This is a genomic window from Flagellimonas hymeniacidonis (assembly GCF_008040165.1).
GTDB classification, from domain to species: domain Bacteria; phylum Bacteroidota; class Bacteroidia; order Flavobacteriales; family Flavobacteriaceae; genus Flagellimonas; species Flagellimonas hymeniacidonis.
Window position 1 is genome coordinate 629,600 of sequence record NZ_VRUR01000001.1, and the last position, 20,884, is coordinate 650,483.

15 protein-coding genes and 1 tRNA gene are annotated in these 20,884 nt (G+C 38.9%); 6 read left to right on the top strand and 10 right to left on the bottom strand.

Going from position 1 to position 20,884, the window contains the following annotated elements:
• Positions 1 to 4: 4 nt before the first annotated feature.
• Positions 5 to 970, top strand: coding sequence for a formimidoylglutamase (gene hutG, locus FVB32_RS02800; protein WP_147741063.1), 966 nt, complete (start codon positions 5 to 7; stop codon positions 968 to 970).
• 169 nt (positions 971 to 1,139) lie between these two features.
• Here hutG and FVB32_RS02805 read toward each other — a convergent pair whose 3' ends face one another.
• The 8 genes from FVB32_RS02805 to FVB32_RS02840 form a co-directional block, all read right to left on the bottom strand.
• Complete coding sequence (locus FVB32_RS02805; protein ID WP_147741064.1) at positions 1,140 to 1,589, bottom strand: LexA family protein; 450 nt, start codon at positions 1,587 to 1,589, stop codon at positions 1,140 to 1,142.
• Positions 1,586 to 2,842, bottom strand: coding sequence for a Y-family DNA polymerase (locus FVB32_RS02810; RefSeq protein WP_147741065.1), 1,257 nt, complete (start codon positions 2,840 to 2,842; stop codon positions 1,586 to 1,588). Before FVB32_RS02810 ends, FVB32_RS02805 begins: the two co-directional genes overlap by 4 nt.
• A gap of 65 nt (positions 2,843 to 2,907) precedes the next feature.
• Complete coding sequence (locus FVB32_RS02815; protein ID WP_147741066.1) at positions 2,908 to 4,179, bottom strand: aminotransferase class V-fold PLP-dependent enzyme; 1,272 nt, start codon at positions 4,177 to 4,179, stop codon at positions 2,908 to 2,910.
• 107 nt (positions 4,180 to 4,286) lie between these two features.
• Positions 4,287 to 5,465, bottom strand: a complete 1,179-nt coding sequence (locus tag FVB32_RS02820; RefSeq protein ID WP_147741067.1) for an acyl-CoA dehydrogenase family protein — start codon at positions 5,463 to 5,465, stop codon at positions 4,287 to 4,289.
• A 56-nt stretch (positions 5,466 to 5,521) separates the two neighbouring features.
• Positions 5,522 to 6,235 (bottom strand): tRNA1(Val) (adenine(37)-N6)-methyltransferase, encoded by a 714-nt coding sequence (locus FVB32_RS02825; protein ID WP_147741068.1) that lies wholly within the window; start codon positions 6,233 to 6,235, stop codon positions 5,522 to 5,524.
• Entirely contained in the window at positions 6,228 to 7,658 is a 1,431-nt protein-coding gene (locus FVB32_RS02830) for a sulfatase family protein (RefSeq protein ID WP_147741069.1), read from the bottom strand. Before FVB32_RS02830 ends, FVB32_RS02825 begins: the two co-directional genes overlap by 8 nt.
• A gap of 55 nt (positions 7,659 to 7,713) precedes the next feature.
• Positions 7,714 to 8,241: a ribosome maturation factor RimM gene (gene rimM, locus FVB32_RS02835; protein ID WP_147741070.1), complete on the bottom strand. Its 528-nt coding sequence runs from the start codon at positions 8,239 to 8,241 to the stop codon at positions 7,714 to 7,716.
• An 11-nt stretch (positions 8,242 to 8,252) separates the two neighbouring features.
• Positions 8,253 to 8,915, bottom strand: coding sequence for a 30S ribosomal protein S16 (locus tag FVB32_RS02840; RefSeq protein WP_147741071.1), 663 nt, complete (start codon positions 8,913 to 8,915; stop codon positions 8,253 to 8,255).
• A gap of 232 nt (positions 8,916 to 9,147) precedes the next feature.
• Here FVB32_RS02840 and dnaE point away from each other — a divergent pair, with 232 nt between their 5' ends.
• From dnaE to FVB32_RS02865, 5 genes are all read left to right on the top strand, one after another.
• Positions 9,148 to 13,533, top strand: a complete 4,386-nt coding sequence (gene dnaE, locus FVB32_RS02845; protein WP_147741072.1) for a DNA polymerase III subunit alpha — start codon at positions 9,148 to 9,150, stop codon at positions 13,531 to 13,533.
• Between the two features lie 104 nt (positions 13,534 to 13,637).
• Positions 13,638 to 13,955: a thioredoxin gene (trxA, locus tag FVB32_RS02850; protein ID WP_147741073.1), complete on the top strand. Its 318-nt coding sequence runs from the start codon at positions 13,638 to 13,640 to the stop codon at positions 13,953 to 13,955.
• An 82-nt stretch (positions 13,956 to 14,037) separates the two neighbouring features.
• Entirely contained in the window at positions 14,038 to 14,967 is a 930-nt protein-coding gene (locus FVB32_RS02855; protein ID WP_147741074.1) for a DUF58 domain-containing protein, read from the top strand.
• 134 nt (positions 14,968 to 15,101) lie between these two features.
• A tRNA-Asp gene (locus FVB32_RS02860) sits at positions 15,102 to 15,175 on the top strand.
• Positions 15,176 to 15,427: 252 nt separating this feature from the next.
• Positions 15,428 to 16,660 carry a site-specific integrase gene (locus FVB32_RS02865; protein WP_246139819.1) on the top strand — a complete coding sequence of 411 codons (1,233 nt, stop codon included), beginning with the start codon at positions 15,428 to 15,430 and terminating at the stop codon, positions 16,658 to 16,660.
• A gap of 833 nt (positions 16,661 to 17,493) precedes the next feature.
• Here FVB32_RS02865 and FVB32_RS02870 read toward each other — a convergent pair.
• Both FVB32_RS02870 and FVB32_RS02875 read right to left on the bottom strand, forming a co-directional pair.
• Entirely contained in the window at positions 17,494 to 19,578 is a 2,085-nt protein-coding gene (locus FVB32_RS02870) for a lipocalin family protein (RefSeq protein ID WP_147741076.1), read from the bottom strand.
• A gap of 188 nt (positions 19,579 to 19,766) precedes the next feature.
• Positions 19,767 to 20,858: a Fic family protein gene (locus tag FVB32_RS02875; protein WP_147741077.1), complete on the bottom strand. Its 1,092-nt coding sequence runs from the start codon at positions 20,856 to 20,858 to the stop codon at positions 19,767 to 19,769.
• Between the last annotated feature and the right edge of the window lie 26 nt (positions 20,859 to 20,884).

Consider the following 20,884-nt stretch of genomic DNA (forward strand, 5'->3'; position numbering starts at 1 on the left):
CACAATGAAACAGTACATAAATCCAAATGCAGCTATTTGGCATGGAAGAGTCAGCAATAAGTATCTGTACCTCCATGAAAAAGTACGGTGCGCTCCTTTAAGTGAAATTTCAGAACCAGCAAAAAAATCAATTGCGCTACTGGGGTATGCCTGTGATGAAGGGGTAAAACGAAATCAAGGTAGGGTTGGAGCAGTAAAAGGTCCTGAAGCCATTAAAAACAGTCTAGGGAAATTCCCCAACCATCTTGCCAATACCGTATTATTACATGATGTAGGTGCAATAGTCTGTGAGGACGGAGACATGGAAGCTGCTCAAGAAGCGCTTTCAAAAGCAGTTTCCACACTTCTGGAAAAAAAGCAGTTTCCCATAATTTTGGGTGGCGGTCACGATATGGCCTATGGACATTACCATGGGATAAAAAATTATCTGGATTCAAAAAAAGAAGAACAGACAATCGGAATTATCAATTTTGACGCCCACTTTGACCTTCGTCAGAACACCCATAATAACAATTCTGGAACCCCATTCTATCAAATAGCAATTGAGTCCAAAAGAGAAAATAACATCTTTAATTATCTATGTCTTGGTATTCGGAAAGATGCCAATGACCGTACACTTTTTCAAACTGCAAAAGAATTAGATGTTAAATACGTGTTATCCGATACCTTTCAGATACAGTATTTAGATGAGATAAATACATGGATCGATGCCTTTATCAAAAATGTGGATAAGGTCTATGTAACCATAGATTTAGACGGTTTTTCTTCCGCTTATGCACCTGGGGTAAGTGCCCCATCTCCTATGGGGTTCACACCTCAAATTGTTGTGGAGTGCCTTAAAACCATCATTGGTTCGGGAAAATTGATTAGTATGGATATTGCTGAGATGAACCCTAAATTTGATATTGATGGGCAGACAACAAAGCTGGCCGCGTCTTTACTTCACCACATTATACACACCATCTACTAGAACCTATTCCAACAAAAAAAGCCTTCCATATGGAAAGCCTTTCATTGGTGAGCATCGTTTTGATGCTTCAACCTGATTCCAATCTAATTGTAAATTGAAATCCAACACAACGTTGCAAAGATAACAAAGGATTTGGATTAATCATTTGTTTTTGGCAATAACGAAACCTTCAAACTTCTTTAATCACATACGTCACGATTCCCCAAATCAACAAATCACTCTCTTTTGATACTTTAATGGGCTTGTATTTTTCATTTTCTGGCAAAAGGATAATCGCATCTTTTTCTATCTGAAGTCGTTTTACAGTAAACTCCCCATCCAAAAAACATACTGCAATTTTGCCATTTTCGGCTTCTAAACTCCTGTCAATGACCAACAAATCCCCATCATCTAGTCCAGCTCCAATCATGGATTTTCCACTCACTCTTGCATAAAAGGTTGCTTCCTTATTCTTTATTAAAGTATTGTCCAAACTAATCCGTTTCTCTTTAAAATCTTCAGCCGGAGAGGGAAAACCTGCTGAAACTGTATTATTGGATATGGGAATACCCAAACTCTCTGTTTCATCAGGGGTAAAAAAAGTGAGCGAACTATTTTCAAGAGGTTTTTTGGAACTCATTTCACTTTTATAATATCATTGATGTTGGTTGTATATCGAGGAGAGAGGTGCTCTTGCCGCATTTTCCAAGTACGTTTTAAATCTTGGTTCGCAATCTTCATTTTGTACCCATACTTATCATTAACATTATCCATCACCTTCATGATTTTATGATGCTTTGGGTTTTCGGACAAAAACAAATCCAATTGCCTTTCATTAGTGGGAACCAAACCAGATACAATAACCCCAGCCCTTTTATATTTAATTCCCGGTCTGTATATAGAAATTGCTGCTTTTACAGCATGGTTGGTTATGGTTAGGCTAGAATCTGTTGCATAGGGCAACGTAACAACCACACTACTTCTGTCTTGAGGCTCATTTTTCTTGTGTCTATTGCTTCGTAAAAGAACCACCACATGGTTACAACTACTGTTTTGGCTCCGCAATTTTTCGGCACAACTCCCAGCAAAAGTAGAAATACGCTCTTTAATATCTTCGATATCAGAATAGGTGTATTCAAAACTACGTGTTGTGGCAATGGCTTTTCTATCCCTCGTATCATCATCCAAATCCAAAGTTGGAATACCTTCCAAATCCTTTTTTAGCCGTAGACCAATAATTGCCATTTGTTTTTTCACCCATTCATCGGATAATTGGGTGAAATCGAATGCCGTCCTTACTTGTCTGGACTGTAATCGCTTTAAATTCCCGTGGCCAACGCCCCAAACACTTTCAATTTTTGTCCATTGTAGTGCTTTTATGCGTACTTCTTCTGATTGAATTACAAATACTCCACCTGTTTTTGATCTGAATTTTTTAGCAATCTTGTTTGCAACTTTTGCTAATGCTTTTGTGGGTGCTATTCCTATACTGATTGGAATCCCAGTACATTTTTGCACTGTATGCTGGATTTCTTTTCCATAAATATCAAAATCATAATTTTCAAATCCATCAAACTTTAAGAAGGCTTCATCAACACTGTATACTTCCATTTCCGGTGTAAATGTTCCCAGAATATTCATTACTCTAGTACTCATGTCGCCATACAAAGGATAATTGGAGGAAAACACTTTTATGCCATTGTCCTCACAGAATTTTCGATACTTAAATGCAGGAGCCGCCATGGGAAGACCAAGTTTTTTAGCTTCATCGCTACGTGAAATAAAGCAACCATCATTATTGGACAGAATGGCTATAGGGGTATTGTTGAACTGAGGCTGGAAAGCCCGTTCACAAGAAGCATAGAAGTTATTGCAATCTACTAAGGCAAACATGCTCTAAAATAATCGTTTTTAAGATTCTTTACTATTGAAAATAACCACTTTGTACCTTTTATATACTATGCAAGCTCTTGCAACGCATCCACCAAATAATCAATGTCCTTTTTAGTAATATAAATAGCAAAGGAAAGACGTAGCGCATTTAATCCATGGGTTGTCATGGGTCTGCAATCAATACCATAATTCTCCCAGAGCTTTTCTTTGATATCCTTAACGTCCTTTCCATTTACCTCTACCACCTGAATAGCACTAGAAAGGTCATCTAGCGCTGGGCTTTTTATGGTAAAATGGCCATTCCCTTCAATTTTAGCCCGAAAATAGGCCTTAAGTTCATAGCTGCGCTTATGTATTGCTTCGCTACCTACTGTATTATGAAAATCAACAGAGGCACCTAGCCCTAAAACTTCTGGCAGATTGCGGGTATTGTAATTCTCCAATCGACGAATACTTTCATCTGTATGTCCACGGGCGACCATTAAAGGTTTTAAATGGTGCTGACTTTCCTTCTTGGCATAAAACACTCCTACCCCTTTAGGTGAAAACAACCATTTATGGGAACTGGCCGCATAAAAATCACAACCCAATTCATGCAAATCTATTTTAAACATGCCTGCAGACTGTGCTCCATCCACGGCTACTAAAATCCCTTTTTCATGGGCTATTTTGGAAACTTCTTGAACTGGTAACAACATACCATTGGTATTCACCATATGGCACATGGAGATTATTTTGGTCTTTGGTGTTATTGCCTTTTTATAAACTTCTGTCAATTCTGAAACACTTTTAGGGAGAACCGGCAATTCTGGGCGAACCAACCGTATACCTTTGGTTTCTTGCCAGACCTCCCAAGGAATTGTTCCGCTTGGATGTTCATGGTCCGCCAAAATAATCTCATCCCCTGATTGAAAATCAAAACTCCGAGCAATAAGATTCATTCCCTCCGTGGTATTATGAATCAATGCAATTTCCTCTGCATCCACCGAAAAAAGGTTGGCAACACTTTCTCGAACTTTTTCTTTTTCCTTTTGCCATCCGCCCCACATGTATTTGGAAGGAAACCCATCTAATAAATCCCTAAACCCTAATGTGGCTTGGCGTATATGTGTAGAGGAAGCACCCAAGGAAGCATTGTTGAAGTAACGAAGTCCATCCGCCATATTAAATTGGGATTTAACCAATTCCCAATACGCTTCTGATGTATAATCGCCTTTAGTAAGTCCTTCTGCATTCCAATGGTCGGCCAAAGAATTACCAAATACAGGCAACGCAAAGGAACCTATTGCTCCTTGACCAAGACGTTTTAAAAAAGTTCTTCGGGCTTTATAATCCATTCCACTTTGTTTTACAGCAATAAAGTTACCATTGGCATAATCGCACCAATCTAATATAAGGATTTCACCTTGTCCTTTATTCCTAAAATGAAATGAACCTACCTAATCTATTTGAAAGCAGGAAGTCCTGTAATATCCGCACCAGTAATCAGTAGATGGATATCATGTGTTCCTTCGTAGGTAATTACACTTTCTAGATTCATCATATGACGCATAATGCTATACTCGCCTGTAATACCCATTCCACCCAAAACTTGTCTTGCTTCGCGTGCAATTTTGATGGCCATATCCACATTATTGCGCTTGGCCATAGAGATTTGGGCCGTAGTTGCTCTACCTTCATTTTTAAGTTGCCCCAACCTGAACGCTAATAATTGTGCCTTGGTGATTTCAGTAATCATCTCAGCTAATTTCTTTTGTTGCAACTGTGTAGCGGCAATGGGTTTTCCAAACTGAATACGCTCTTTGGCATACCTAAGTGCAGTATCATAACAATCCATGGCAGCACCGATTGCTCCCCAAGCAATGCCATAACGAGCAGAATCCAAGCAGCCCAATGGAGCTCCTAATCCACTTTTGCCAGGCAATAGATTTTCTTTAGGCACCTTCACATTATCAAAAATAAGCTCTCCAGTAGCTGAAGCTCTTAAGGACCACTTATTATGCGTTTCTGGAGTAGAGAAACCTTCCATACCACGCTCCACAATAAGCCCATGGATTCTTCCTTCTTCATTTTTTGCCCAAACCACGGCAATGTCCGCAAATGGTGAATTGGAAATCCAAAGCTTAGCACCATTTAATAGAAAATGGTCACCCATATCTTTATATTTGGTTTCCATACCACTAGGGTTAGAGCCATGATTAGGTTCTGTTAATCCAAAGCAACCCATCCATTCTCCTGTTGCCAATTTTGGTAAATATTTTTTTCGTTGTTCTTCTGTTCCGTACGCAAAAATTGGGTACATCACCAAAGAAGACTGGACAGAAGCCGTTGAACGAACTCCACTATCCCCTCTTTCAATTTCTTGCATGATCAACCCATAACTGATTTGATCTAAGCCAGCCCCTCCGTATTCTTCAGGAATGTATGGTCCAAAGGCCCCAATTTCAGCTAAACCATTTAAAATTTGATTTGGAAACTCTGCTTTTTGAGCATATTCTTCTATAATTGGTGAAATATCTCGCTTCACCCATTGACGGGCGGCATCGCGCACCAATTTATGTTCTTCAGAAAGTAAATCGTCAAGATTGTAGTAATCAGGGGCTTCAAATAAATCTGGCTTCATTCAAGAAAATTTTAATCAAAGGTAATAATGAAATATAACAATTCACATCCAAATTGTTACATTTTTAAATAGAATGCTTTCGTTAAACTAATATAATCCTTTGTGTATTGTTGACGTTCCAATTCAATGGTCAATTCATCTATTTCAGGCTTAGTCTCTAAAAAACCAAATTCCAGCATGCTCCTTATAAAATCAGAATTGGGATTCCCCTTTACTCTGGTTATTCTAATTGGATAAAGCCCAAACGCTTCCGCTAAATCAATAAATTGGATTTCTTCTTTGAAAGGAACAATTACTGAAAAAAAGCCATTTTTAGAAAGCAGTTTAGACACCCCTTCCAAAAGTTCATTGAAAGGCAAGGAACTATTCTGACGTGCCTTATCCCTAGAAGCATCTCCGCTTGTAACTTCTTCTGAATAAAATGGTGGGTTTGAAACTATCAACTCATAGCTATCTTCTATCTCATCCATGAATTCATCCAGCCCTGCGTGATAGCAAAATAGCCTATCTGCCCAAGGCGATGCTTCAAAGTTTTCCACGCACTGTTCATAAGCACTTTCATCCAACTCAATAGCATCAATGGTTTCTGCAGTGGAGCGTTGAGCCATTTGCAACGCAATTAAGCCAGTTCCCGCTCCAATATCCAAAATAGAATCAGGTTGGGATTCCAAAGATGCCCAAGCTCCCAGTAATACCCCATCAGTGCCAATTTTCATCGCGCAGCGATCTTGATGAACCTCAAACTGCTTAAACTTAAATGGACTACTCATCTATTCTACCTGGCTCTCTAGTTTCAGACCCTTCCAGCTCATATAAAGAATCTCCGAGTTTTGACCTCATATTATTGGCCAAATACTTGATTTTAGAAACTACTTCAGGGTTTTCAGATGCAACATTTTTAGTTTCACTAATATCATTTACCACATCGTATAGCTCAATTTCTTCCATGTCAATCATCCTATATTCACCCGGCAATCCATCCCTTCCCGGCTCTTGACCATCCATAGTTCGATAACGATGCGGAAAGTACAGTTTCCATTTTCCATAGCGTACTCCAAATAGTTCATTCACTCGATAATAAAAGAAATAGGCTTCCTGGACAGGTTCTTCACTTTCTCCGGACAAAACACTCCAGACATTCTTACCATCTATTATTTTCTGAGGTAATTCAGCCCCAACAAGCTCAGCAATAGTGGGTAGAATATCGATGGCCATTACAGGCACATCAACAACTTTTCCTGGCTTCAATTTGTTTGGATACTTTATAATGAATGGTTCGCGCTGACCACCTTCCCATGCTGTTCCTTTTCCTTCACGAAATGGCTCAGCACTTCCAGCATGATTTCCGTAGGATAACCAGGGACCATTATCCGAAGTAAAAATAACAATGGTGTTTTCTTCAAGGCCATTATCCTTAAGGGTCTTCAAAATCTGCCCTACAGACCAATCAATTTCCATAATCACATCCCCATACAATCCTCTTTTTGACTTCCCTTTAAATTTTTCGGAAACAAACAAGGGAACATGGGGTTGCGGATGTGGCACATATAAGAAGAAAGGATTATCCTTATTTCTTTTGATAAAATCCACACTACGCTCCGTTATTTGAGTGGTCAACTGTGACTGCTCCGTTAAAGTGTCAATTACAGTTTCATTTTCATACAACGGCAGGTCCGGAAAGTTAAAAATTGGCCCTTGTTGTGGGTGATAGGGCCACATATCATTGGAATAAGGAATCCCAAACCATTCATCAAACCCATGTCTGGTGGGCAAAAACTTTTGATGGTGCCCTAAATGCCATTTCCCAAAAATTCCGGTAGCATATCCCTTATCTTTTAGCATTTCGGCAAGGGTGGTTTCAGAAGTGTTTATCCCATGGGTATTGTCTGGCCCTAAGGCATTATGGATTCCAATTCTATTTGGATAACACCCTGTCAAAATACCAGCTCTTGAAGCTGAGCAAACAGCTTGTGCTGAATAATAACTGGTCAGCTTGACCCCTTCAGCAGCCATTTGATCCAAATGGGGAGTTTCTATGTCTGGTGAACCAAAAACACCTACATCTTGGTATCCCTGATCATCGGTGAAAATTAGCACAACGTTTGGTGGACCTTCTGTTTTTTTGGTTTCGTTCTTTTTATTTCCGCATGAAACAAGACAAAAAACTAAGACAATAAAGCAATAGCGAAACATAATTTGAAGATGAAAGATGGACTTAAATATAGTGCTAAATCACTACATTTTAGTTTTAAGATAGATAGAGATCAACCAATCCTTCTGGTGCCTTTACATGAATCTGTTTGTTCTGGCGGTCAACCTTGGTGATAATATCATCGGTAATGGGAATCAATAGTTCTTTCCCATCCTTTTCAGCTTCAAAAAGTTCTTGTGATGCACTGTCATTTACTGCTTTGATGATTCCAATATCCCCATGGATATCATCTATAAGAGTAAACCCAATGACTTCATGGAAATAAAATTTGTCTCCCGTTAAAGGTGGGAGCATATCCAAGGGCAAATACAATTCTGCCCCAATCATTTTGCCGGCAGTTGGCTCATCTTTTACCTCTTCAAAATCGATACGTAGCAATGCTGATTTATGTAATCGACAACGGTCAATAAAAAATGGAATCAGATTGTTCCCAATTGAAACAAATACTGATTCCATATTTTCGTAGATATCGGGCTCGTCGGTATCTAATTTCACCAACAATTCACCCTTAAAGCTATATTTTGAAACGACTTTGCCCAGGTAGAAGCAATCTTCCTTGCGCATCGTCTAAGTCTTTACTCTTCTTCTTTGCTAGCTTCAGCTTCTTCGGCAGGAGCAGCTTCCTCAGCTTTAGCTTCAGGCTCTGCAGCAACCTCTTCTTTTGCAGATTCTACAGGAGCTTCTTCTTTGGTTGGTTCTTCAACAACCGCAGCCTCTTCGGCAACAGCTTCAGTAGTTTCAACCGCTTCTTCAGCAGGAACAGCTTCCTCAACAATCTCTTCCTCTACTTCTGGCAATGCTGCAGCAGCTCTTTTGTTACTAACTTCTTTCTCGGCTTCCAGTGCTTTTGCTTTGGCCTCTGCTTTCGCTTTATCCAAACCACCAACTTTAGCAGCCACGGCTTTTTCTTTTTCTTCAACCCAAGCTTTGAACTTCTCTTCTGCTTGTTCTTCAGTAAATGCCCCTTTACGAACACCACCTAATAAGTGATGTTTCATCATAACACCTTTATAAGACAAAATTGCTCTTGCAGTGTCGGTAGGTTGTGCACCATTGCTCAACCATTTTACAGATCCATCAACATCTAAATTGATTGTAGCAGGATTTGTATTAGGATTATATGTTCCTAATTTCTCCAAAAATTTACCGTCTCTTTTTGATCTGGAATCTGCAGCAACCACCCAATAGAATGGTTTACCTTTTTTACCGTGTCTTTGTAGTCTAATCTTTACTGGCATATCACATTAATTTGTAGGGTGCCCGACCCTGATTATTAATTCTTTTTTATCGCTTTCCACTTAAGCGGGTGCAAATATAATTCAAATACCTTAACAGTCAATAGGTTTTGTGTTTTTTATTGGTTGATAAATCTTTACAACTCTTTTTTTTGAAACCTCTCTTCTTCCTTATTTTTATTCATTGTTTTTAATTTAGTTCTCGCTTCCGCTCAAACGGATAGAATCATATACTATGTACTTAATCTTTGATACTGAAACCACAGGCTTACCAAAGCGATGGAATGCACCAATCACTGATACGGATAATTGGCCCCGATGCATACAGATTGCATGGCAGTTGCATGATGAATTGGGCAATTTGGTGGAGCATCAGGATATGTTGATACAACCGGATGGTTTTAATATTCCATATGAAGCAGAACAAATTCACGGGATTTCCACAGCTTTGGCGGAGCAAGACGGGGTGTCTTTGAGTGAAGCCTTGGAACTTTTTAATGATGCGCTTTCCAAAGCAAAATTTGTTGTGGGACAAAATGTGGATTTCGATGTCAATATCATGGGGTGCGAATTCCATCGTTTGAGTGTTGAAAACTCCCTGACCGAACTTCCAGTTTTAGATACTTGTACCGAGGCTACGGCCGAACTTTGCAGAATTCCTGGAGGTCGTGGGGGGAAATTCAAATTGCCCACACTTACCGAATTGCACGAATACCTTTTTGGGGAACCTTTTGCAGAAGCACATAATGCCACTGCAGATGTGGAAGCTACCACTAGATGCTTTTTAGAACTCGTTCGAAAAAAGCATTTCTCTATCAGCGAGCTGGATGTGCAACCTGATTATTTTGAGCATTTCTCAGAAGCCAATCCGCAGACCATTGAGCTTATTGGATTAAAGCACATCAATCTTAAAAAAGCATCCAAAGCTATTTCAGATGCCCTTTGGGCAGAAGATACCGGTGAAATCTCAGAGGCAGAAATCAATGAGAATGTAGAAAGCCTAGCAGATGCATCTTTTGCTCATTTACACAACCATTCCCAATTTTCCGTACTTCAATCCACCATAAATATTAAAGATTTAGTAAAGTCAACTGCTAAAAATGGAATGTCCGCAGTTGCCTTGACCGATCATGCCAATATGATGGGTGCCTTTCATTTTGTAAAAGAAGTGAAAGCGCATAATAAAACCGTAAAAGAAAAAAATGCTGAGCTAGAGGCCAATGGCGAAACTCCTATTGAAAAGGAAATAACACCAATAGTTGGTTGTGAGTTTTACGTTTGTGATGACCATACCAATAAAAATGTAAAAGATTATGGGTATCAGATCGTATTGCTAGCCAAAAATAAAAATGGTTACCTCAACTTGGCCAAGATGTCTTCCACTGCCTATACAGATGGGTTTTACTATGTTCCTAGAATCGACAAAAAAATTATTGAACAGTACAAGGAAGATGTCATTGCACTTACTGGAAATCTTTATGGTGAAGTACCCAACAAAATATTGAATGTAGGCGAAAAGCAGGCGGAAGAAGCATTGCTTTGGTGGAAAGAACAGTTTGGTGACGATTTATACATGGAAATGATGCGCCACGGTCAAGAAGATGAAGATCGGGTAAATCAAGTTTTGGTGCCATTGGCCAAAAAGCATCAAGTAAAACTGGTGGCCACCAACAACACGTATTATTGCGACAAAAAAGATGCCGAAGCACACGATATTTTGCTCTGTGTAAAAGATGGAGAGAAACAAACCACTCCTATAGGAAGAGGACGTGGCTACCGCTATGGATTGCCAAATCAGGAGTATTATTATAAGTCTTCGGATGAAATGAAGGCCTTGTTCAAGGATGTTCCAGAGGCCATTTTAAATGTGCAGGAGATAGTCGACAAGGTGGAGCCCTTTGATTTGGCAAGGGACGTATTACTTCCAAAATTTGATATTCCAGAAGAATTCAAAGTACAGGACGATGAAGTCGATGGTGGAAAGCGTGGTGAAAATTCTTATTTAAAACATATCACTTACGAAGGTGCTAAAAAACGCTATAGTGAAATTACCGATGAGATTAAGGAGCGTATTGATTTTGAACTAAAAACCATAGAAAATTCTGGATACCCTGGATATTTTCTTATTGTTGAAGATTTCATCCGAGAAGCGCGAAACATGGATGTATCTGTAGGACCGGGTCGAGGTTCAGCGGCAGGTTCTGTGGTCGCCTATTGTTTGTGGATAACCAATATAGATCCTTTAAAGTATGACCTTCTTTTTGAGCGTTTCCTAAATCCGGATAGGGTATCCATGCCCGATATCGATATCGATTTTGATGATGAAGGCCGAGGTAAGGTGATGGACTATGTTATCAATAAATATGGCGCCAATCAAGTTGCTCAAATTATTACGTATGGCACCATGGCGGCCAAATCTTCCATTAGGGATACCGCGAGGGTTCTGGATTTACCCCTTAACGATGCAGATCGTATTGCAAAGCTTATTCCCAACATGTCCAAATTGAACAAAATCTTTGGCGTTGAAGAATCAGAACTAAAGAAAAAATTCCGTTCAGACGATTTGGATAAAGTACATCAACTCCTTAATATTTCTGAAGGAGATGATTTGGAGGGCCAAACCGTAAACATGGCACGTGTTCTTGAGGGTTCACTTCGTAATACTGGAATACATGCTTGTGGGGTCATCATTACCCCAGATGACATTACCAATTTTGTTCCCGTAGCTACAGCCAAGGATTCAGACTTATATGTAACCCAGTTTGACAACTCTGTGGTAGAGAGTGCCGGTCTCCTAAAAATGGATTTCTTGGGATTGAAAACCTTGACACTTATCAAGGATACAGTAAAGATTGTTAAAGCCAGAAGAGGTGTTGAATTGGTCCCAGATGATTTTCCATTGGATGATGAAAAAACATATGAGTTGTTCCAACGTGGAGACACCGTGGGAATATTTCAATATGAATCCCCGGGAATGCAAAAGCATATGAAAAACCTGAAACCAACGGTTTTTGATGACCTTATTGCCATGAATGCCTTGTACCGTCCTGGACCAATGGAATATATCCCCAGCTTTATTGCTCGTAAACATGGGGATGAAGAAATCACCTATGATCTTCCAGACATGGAAGAATATTTAAAGGAAACTTACGGAATTACGGTGTATCAGGAGCAGGTGATGTTGCTTTCTCAAAAGCTTGCAAGCTTTTCCAAGGGTGATGCAGATGTTCTACGTAAAGCCATGGGGAAAAAGATTTTCGCCCTACTACAAAAATTAAAACCACAGTTTCTGGATGGAGGTGAAAAAAATGGCCATCCAAGAGATGTCCTCGAAAAAATCTGGAAGGATTGGGAAGCTTTTGCATCCTATGCTTTCAACAAAAGTCACTCTACCTGTTATGCGTTTATTGCATACCAAACTGCATATTTAAAGGCCCATTACCCTGCTGAATATATGGCAGCTGTATTGTCTAACAATATGAACGACATTAAGCAAGTCACCTTCTTTATGGAGGAATGTAAACGCATGGGACTGGAAGTACTTGGGCCAGATGTGAATGAATCGTATTACAAGTTTGCCGTGAACCAAAACAATGCAGTTCGTTTTGGCATGGGAGCAATTAAAGGTGTTGGACGTTCCGCAGTTGAAACAATAGTTGAAAATCGTAAGGAAGATGGTCCCTATAAGTCAGTTTTTGACCTTGCTAAACGTGTTGAACTCCGTGCTGCCAACAAAAAATCTTTTGAAAACCTAGCGCTGGCCGGAGGTTTTGATTCTTTTGGGGATACCCACAGGGCTCAGTACTTTCATGATGAAGGAGATGGGATAACTTTTTTGGAAAAAGTAATAAAGTCGGCATCAAAATATCAGGAAAACCAAAACTCCTCACAAATGGATATGTTTGGAGGAATGAGCGAGGCGCAAATTGCCGAACCTGTTGTTCCTCCCTGTGAAGATTGGGGCACTATGGAAAAACTCCGCCGTGAAAAAGAAGTGGTAGGCATCTATATCTCAGGGCATCCTCTGGATGACTTTAAAAAAGAGATTACAGCATTTTGCAATAGTAGCGTATCAGCTTTTACCACTTTAGAAAATTATGTGAATCGGGAATTGACCGTTGCCGGGGTTATCACAGATGTACAACACCGTATTTCCAAAAACGGTAAGGGTTGGGGGCTTTTCACTTTGGAAGACTATACAGATACGCATGAATTCCGGATTTTTGGCGAAGAATACCTCAAATTCAGACATTTTTTAATGATCAATTCCTTTGTTCACGTTAAAGCATTTGTTCGTGAAGGCTGGGTAAATAGAGAGACGGGGAAAAAAGGAGATCCTAGATTACAATTCAATGATTTTAAACAGCTTCAGGATGTAATGGATGCTTATGCCAAAAAACTCACCATAAAATTGGATATTGACCGTTTGCAAGAAAAGCGGATTCAAACACTAAAAGATACCCTTATTTCCCATAAGGGCGATCATCCTCTTAATTTTGTGGTGTATGAAATGCAGGATGAAATAAAGTTGAATCTATCCAGTAGAAAACAAAAGGTCAAAATCAATAGTGAGCTTCTTTCTGCACTGGAGGAGAATGAGATACATTACAAACTGAATTAACTCCTTATAGTTAATACTGATGGCGCAATAATTAAAACGAATGTATGACCCGTAAGGAAACTGCATGATATTTGACTAACTTTGCAAATATTAAAACAAATAAAATGGCACTAGAAATAACAGATGCAACTTTTGACGAAGTAGTACTTAAAAGCGACAAACCTGTCGTGGTAGATTTTTGGGCTGCGTGGTGCGGTCCTTGTAGAATGGTAGGTCCGATCATTGATGAGGTTAGCTCTGAATATGAAGGTAAAGCTGTAGTTGGAAAGGTGGATGTTGATGCCAATCAGCAGTTTGCCGCTAAATATGGTGTTCGTAATATCCCTACTGTTCTTGTTTTTAAGGATGGTGAGATTGTAAATCGTCAAGTTGGGGTATCTCCAAAGAAAGTATATACAGATGCAATTGAAGCTGTATTATAAGCTTTATAGTAATACAAAGTTTTAGAAAAGGTTTGGCAAATGCCAAACCTTTTTTGTTTTATATTGAGCCATCAATCATTGTATGGATATTAAATCAGAACTTCATAAAGGACAACTCTTTCAAAATCTTGAGCTTTTGGCAAATCAAATTGTTGAAGGCTTTATTAGTGGTATCCATAAAAGTCCGTTCCATGGTTTTTCCGCTGAATTTGCAGAGCACAAAATCTACAATCCAGGGGAAAGTACTAAACACATAGACTGGAAGCTTTATGCAAAAACTGATCGGTTGTACACCAAAAGATATGAGGATGAGACGAATTTAAGGTGCCATATGATTTTGGATAATTCGGCGTCCATGTATTACCCTGAAATACAACAGCCAACTATTAATAACCTAAATAAAGTGAGTTTCGGAGTTTTGGCCATAGCCGGACTTATGCAAATTTTAAAAAAACAACGTGATGCAGTTGGATTAAGCATCTATTCAGATTCTTATAACTTTTATGCAACTGAAAAAAGTAGTGAACGACATTTTCAAATGCTGTACTCGAAATTAAATGAAGTTTCAAGAGTTAAAAATAATTCGGATACCACCAAAACATACACGTACTTACACCAAATTGCGGAAAAAATACATCGTCGCAGTCTTATTTTTTTGTTTTCAGATATGTTCCAAACAGAAACAGAAGAGGAACAATTGTTTGAAGCGCTCCGTCATTTAAAATACAATAAGCATGCTGTTGTGCTTTTTCATTTACTCGACCATAAACATGAATTAAATTTTGATTTTGAGAACACTCCCAAGCGCTTTGTAGATGTAGAAACGGGCACACATATAGATTTATATGCTGACAACATTAAAAAGGGATACCATGAAAAAGTCAAACAATACCAAGAAAATCTAAAATTGAAGTGTGCACAATACAGGATAAAATATATGGGTGTTGATATTAATTCTAGTTTTTCACAAATTTTCAACACGTTTATGATTGAACGACAGAAATTTGCCTAGTTCTTTATTTTATTTTTCAAAAATCTTTTGTTGAATCGAAAATGCAAATGTATATTTGCAGGCGCTTTGAGAAAAGCGATTGTAACAAGGTTTGAATCTGACTGTTGTCAGAGTCTATTTTAGATAAAATCATTGGTCTGGTAGTTCAGTTGGTTAGAATACCTGCCTGTCACGCAGGGGGTCGCGGGTTCGAGTCCCGTCCAGACCGCTTGGTTAATTCCAATAGATTCCAAAAGCCTGTAAATTAAATATTTACGGGCTTTTTTATTTTGAAATGATTCCAAATAGAACCATTTGAATACAATAAAAAGGTGAGCTTTTCGGTAATCCAAAAACGCCTTTGAAAAATCCGCAAAAATCACTTAAATCAACTGTTAACGAAATCCTTACGTGTAATTTCGGTAAGTTCTTTTTGTAACTTCTGGTGAGCTTTTCAGAAAACTCGCCAATGTTTGGAACAATGAACATCCTATTTTATCCCAAGAAAAAGGGAGCCAAAAATACCGAAATGGTACCGATATATGCACGGATTACCATTAATGGTAGGCGTAGTGAGTTCAGTATCGGTCGTAAGGTCCAGCTTAGAAGATGGGATTCCCAAAGTGGTAAGCTGAGGGGGACGGCCCTAGAAATATCAAACTTCAATAGGTTCCTTGAAAGTGTAAAGAACAAATGCTTTGAGATTTATGAAAACTACCTGAAGGAAGGTGAAAGAGTATCAGCCTCTATTATTAAGAATGCTTATTTGGGAAAATCAAAAAAGGTGTACGGTACCTTGGAGGTTTTTAAAAACCATAATGATGAAATGCAGAGCCTTTTGGGTAAAGATTATTCCCGTGGCACTTTACAGCGGTACCAAGCGGCTTACAACCATTTGCAAAGCTATATCCGTTATTCTTTGAGGACAGGAGACACTCCCATCCATAGAGTGGACCATAAGTTCATAACAGGTTTTGAATATTTCCTAAAGACCAAACAGAAGCTTGGCCATAACACCACTATAAAGTATGTGGTTAACTTCAAAAAAATCATTCGTATTGCTTATGCCAACGAGTGGATTAAGAGAGACCCATTTTTTTACTGGAAAGCAAGTTGGAAAAACAAGAATCGTGAATGTTTAACTGAAAGTGAACTATCCCTGCTGGCCGAAGAGCATTTTGAAAACAAACGTTTGGATAGGGTCAGGGACATTTTTCTTTTCTGTTGCTACACGGGATTGGCCTACGTGGACGTGAAAAAGTTGAAAAAAGATAATATCGTCATCGGAATAGACGGAAAACGTTGGATAAAAACATATAGAAACAAAACCAAGACTTTGAGCAGTATTCCACTTTTGTCAATAGCTGAGATTATTCTCAAAAAGTACTCCCATCATTCTACGGTACATCCCTACGGAAACCTACTCCCAGTGCCCACCAATCAAAAAACGAATGAATATCTTAAGGAAATCGCAGATGTCTGTGGCATTAAGAAGAATCTCACCACCCATTTGGCTCGTCATACCTTTGCTACAACTGTTACCCTTTCCAATGGAGTACCAATAGAATCGGTCAGCAAAATGTTAGGTCATCAATCCCTGAAAACGACTCAAATCTATGCTAAAGTACTCGACAGAAAAATTGCGGATGATATGGCTGCATTAAGAGAGAAAATGGGAAAGGTAAATTATTACGATAAAATTGTAGAGGTCTGACATTTTTCCTCTAAAGAAAATATAGAAGAGCAAGAGGACAACACGCTAAAGCGATGTTGTGTTTGTAAACAATTGTATTTCCAATGATTACGATTTTAAAGAAATGCAGCACTAGGACATTTTTATCATAACGTGTCTGGGAAGCCCCATAAACACTGGATTCCATTATCATAACACTAGGACAATGGTTGCTAACAACACGCAAATCAATTCATCTTTTTCGATTGATGTTGTCAAATCAAAAAGTCTCAATGAAAAGCGAGCTAAATGAAAATTTCGCGCTGCAAGCGTCCCAAAACTTACACAAACTAATACTACGGAGCGAGGTAACAATCATCTTGCTTAGAGGTGGAATAGCCCAATAGGCATTCTTCTAAAAAAGGACCTTATTCAAATCTAAGGTTAACCCCACAAATTAAACGCAGAGCCACTATAAATTGGCACTCTAATAGCATTTGGGGGTCACATTTTACCTTAAGGGGGTCAGCAGGGGTCAATTATGGGGTCAAGCAGGTTTTCAATAGATTCCTAAACTATTGAAAAACAAATAATTAATATATGCAACATCGCTTTAGCGTGTTGCCCTCTCGCTATTCCATTCAAAAAGTATGGTGCGCCCTATCCGATTTTTGCCTCACACTTATCTTTCCGAACACTACAAAAATCGAACAGGATCCACGCGCAAAGTTTAAGGGTAAGGATTTGGGACTTGCAGCGCAAAACCCTGTTTTGTTTGCTCTACATTACATTCTAAGCATTCTTTGGGGATACTCCTGCAAGGAGAATGGATGACCTCAAATAACCAGTTTAAACACCTATTGCTTAAATCTATATTAGTCTACTATTTCGATAAAAAAATCTGGAGATGGCATTCCAAAATCAAGTCGAGGTCTTAATAAGCCAGAGGAAATACTAATCAACTGTCCAAGATGGTTTTCAAATATGAAATGGGGATAGCCCTTGGTTTCATATTGTTCCAAAGCTTGGTTGGCCCTGTTATAAGCGTAGGCTTTTTTCTCATGCATAGAACTCAGAAGGTCAATAGCATTTGGGTCATTCTCAGACCCAAATATCCTATTACCATCATTGCTGATTCCATAAGAAAAATTAGGTTCCGAAAAACTATCAATTACCGCATAGCCTGTTGTGGAATATATCTGCCCTTCAACTAAATTAATAATGTAACTCTGATTGGCGTTATAAAACGTTTCCTTTTTCCAATCCGATAAAATAGGAATCGGTACAGTGTTTCGGTCCGTTAGAAAACCATTAATATCAATAGTAAACCTAAGGCTATTTGGCTCATTGGAATGTCCAACAAGCACTTGGTTATTGTCCAGTGCAATGATTTGATAGTTATTCGAAGATTGGTGTTCGTTAAAATGAATTTCACTATCAATAAGGTTCAAATCTTTACCATTTCTACTGCATGTAAAAACATCATCGCTATCGGTAAATACCCATACGTTATCATTTAGATAAGCCAAATCGTCAAAAGAAGGAAAAAGCCCCACGACCCTCATTTCATACTTAAAATTCAAGGATGTGGCTTCATAGACATTAATACTGCTTCCTTGGGCAAATAGAATTTCCTTTCCTTCTTCCGAGGCAATGACCTTCATATCGACATCAGTGTGGGCAGAAGGGGGTAGATCAGATGTTGCTTCAATGCTATGCGTATTATAGTTATATCGGATGATGTTCAGTTCTTGCGTTCCGCTTTCCCTACCATATAAATAAATTATGGTCTCATCAGGGTCAATAGCAAGTTTCCTAATGAAATCTAACTCGAGCAATCCATTTCTAATAAAATTTGTCTGCCAACTATTTGCCCCTTCAATTGTTCCAAGACTTTTGTTTCCGAATATATCGATGACATGTACTGAATACACCGGATTTGCAAAGTAAGGTGGGTCATTGTCAATATATTCTAATGTATCAACATCATCAACCGTTGCTATGGTAACTTCTTGATAACCATATCCTGAGCCACTTTGGTAATTTCGAGCTGTAACCTCATAATGTGAGAAATAGCGGCCAGAGTACTTAGACCAATTAAGACCGATTGATTCACTTCCAACAACAGGCTCGGATACTGTCACCGAGGAAACCTCCAAACGCCCCGTGTCGACGGATACCATTTCACTTTCTCCCAATAAGCCTTGATCCGTGTAAATTCTGAAATAATAGCACAGATTACTGTTAATAGCAGGATTTTCATCAATAAAAAACCCTTGGTCGGGCGAATTCAAAGTGGCTATAAGCTCAGCATTTGTCTTGTCACAGTCTCCTGCGTTTCGATAGATTTCATATCTACTGAATTGATTATATCCTTTATAGGGTTCCCAACTCATCTGTATCTTATCTAAATATTCCACGGTATTATTATGAATGAATGTTGAAGAATAAATGTCCATCTCCGCAGGTGGCGAATATCTCCTTGCATAAAAGGTCAAAATATCCAAAACTCCGTCTTCATCTATATCAAATTGAGCTCTGAAGTTCAATATTTCCGATGTCAGTTCGGTAATTACCAATTCTTCTTTTTGTCCAAATTGGTTGGTCAGTGTTACAACACCATTGAGCAAATCAACGTTGTAATTGTTTGTTTCCGGAACACAAGAACTACTTGTAAATAGGAATTCTGAATATCGGTTCTCGGTGCTAAAACTGAAAAAATCCCTTCCACAATCTTGGGTAGTTGGTGGCACCGAAACTCTATTCCCATCAGACTCTGCTTCAAAAATCGACCATGTACCAACCAGATTTGAGATTGTTGTTGATTTCAAGGCACCAGCATAGAAAGAATTACTTACTGACCCATCATCGTCTTTTGAACAACCAAAAAAAAGCAGTCCCAGCAATGGTATAATCAAGTTAAAATTTCTGAGGTAAGGAAATTTAAAGGATTTAAACATAGCAAGTAAGTTTTATCAAAATCTATTGGTGTAATTGTTAACAATAGGTTGAATCTTAATGTAAGAGGTAACAATTTATTATTTCAACCAAAAATAAAACGGTTTATATAAATTAACCAATAAAACCGATTTAATGTAAATTATAACTGACAACCTTTTATCTTAATGATTCACTCTAAATTCTGAAATCAAATATTGATTTCATATCGTGTACTTCGTCCCCCACCGATAGGCTTGAAAATACTTTTGGTAACTAGGTCTTGCAAATCTCTTGTAGCTGTTGCTTTGGATGTTTTCGCAAGCGAAAGATATTTACGAGCATTCATGCCTCCCTTAAATCCCTGATGACCTTCTTCCAACATTCTCTTAACCACTTTTTGTTGACGCTCATTGAGTTCATCCTTATGTTGGTCAAAGAACTTGGTCTTCTTTAGGGTGAATTCGATTTCTTGCTCGGCATCTATTTGGGCATCGAGAACTGTCTGGACAAAGTAGTTTATCCAATTGGTGATTTCATTGGAACGTTGTGCGTTTTGCAATGCGTCATAATAGGTTTTTTTGTTTCCCTCAATGGATTTGGACAGACTGAACAGTACTGGGCGGCCAATGCTTTGCGATAGTGCTTTTTCGGCAATAGCCCGACCTATCCTGCCATTACCATCTTCGAACGGGTGTATGGACTCAAAATAGAGGTGGGCGATGGCAGACCTCAGGACAGGTTTCTTGATTTCGTCCTGTGAGGTATTGAACCATTGAATAAAACCATCCATTTCAGAAGGCACTTTATTCGATTGTGGGGCTTCAAAATGGACAACCTCTCTTCCAATTGCACCGGAAACGATTTGCATAGGCTCTTCATGGGTCCGCCATTGGCCTATTTCAATTTGGGTATTGCCTTTCATCAACATGGTATGCCAATCGAATAGCATTTGGGTTGTCAATGGTTTTGAAAAGTCGTTTCGAACGGCCAGCATCAGTTCGGCCACCCCCTCGGCCCTTTTGTCTTTGGTGAGCGGTAATTCCGGGTTGAGTCCCAAGTTTCTGCGGATAGAGGACATCACATCATTTCGACTCAGGTATTCCCCTTCGATTTCCGAGGTTTTGATGGCTTCGGAAACCATCAAGTTGATTATGGCCTCGGTTTGCTCAGTTTCCGAAAGTCCCTCCAAAACACCACTAATCCGCCCAGTTCGCTGCGCAAAATCAAAAAGGCTGTCCTCAATATCCGTAGTTTGATATTGAAAATTGGGCCAATCTTTTTGTTGCCAATTGTAGCGCATGAGCCGATTAGAATCTTTATTCGGCT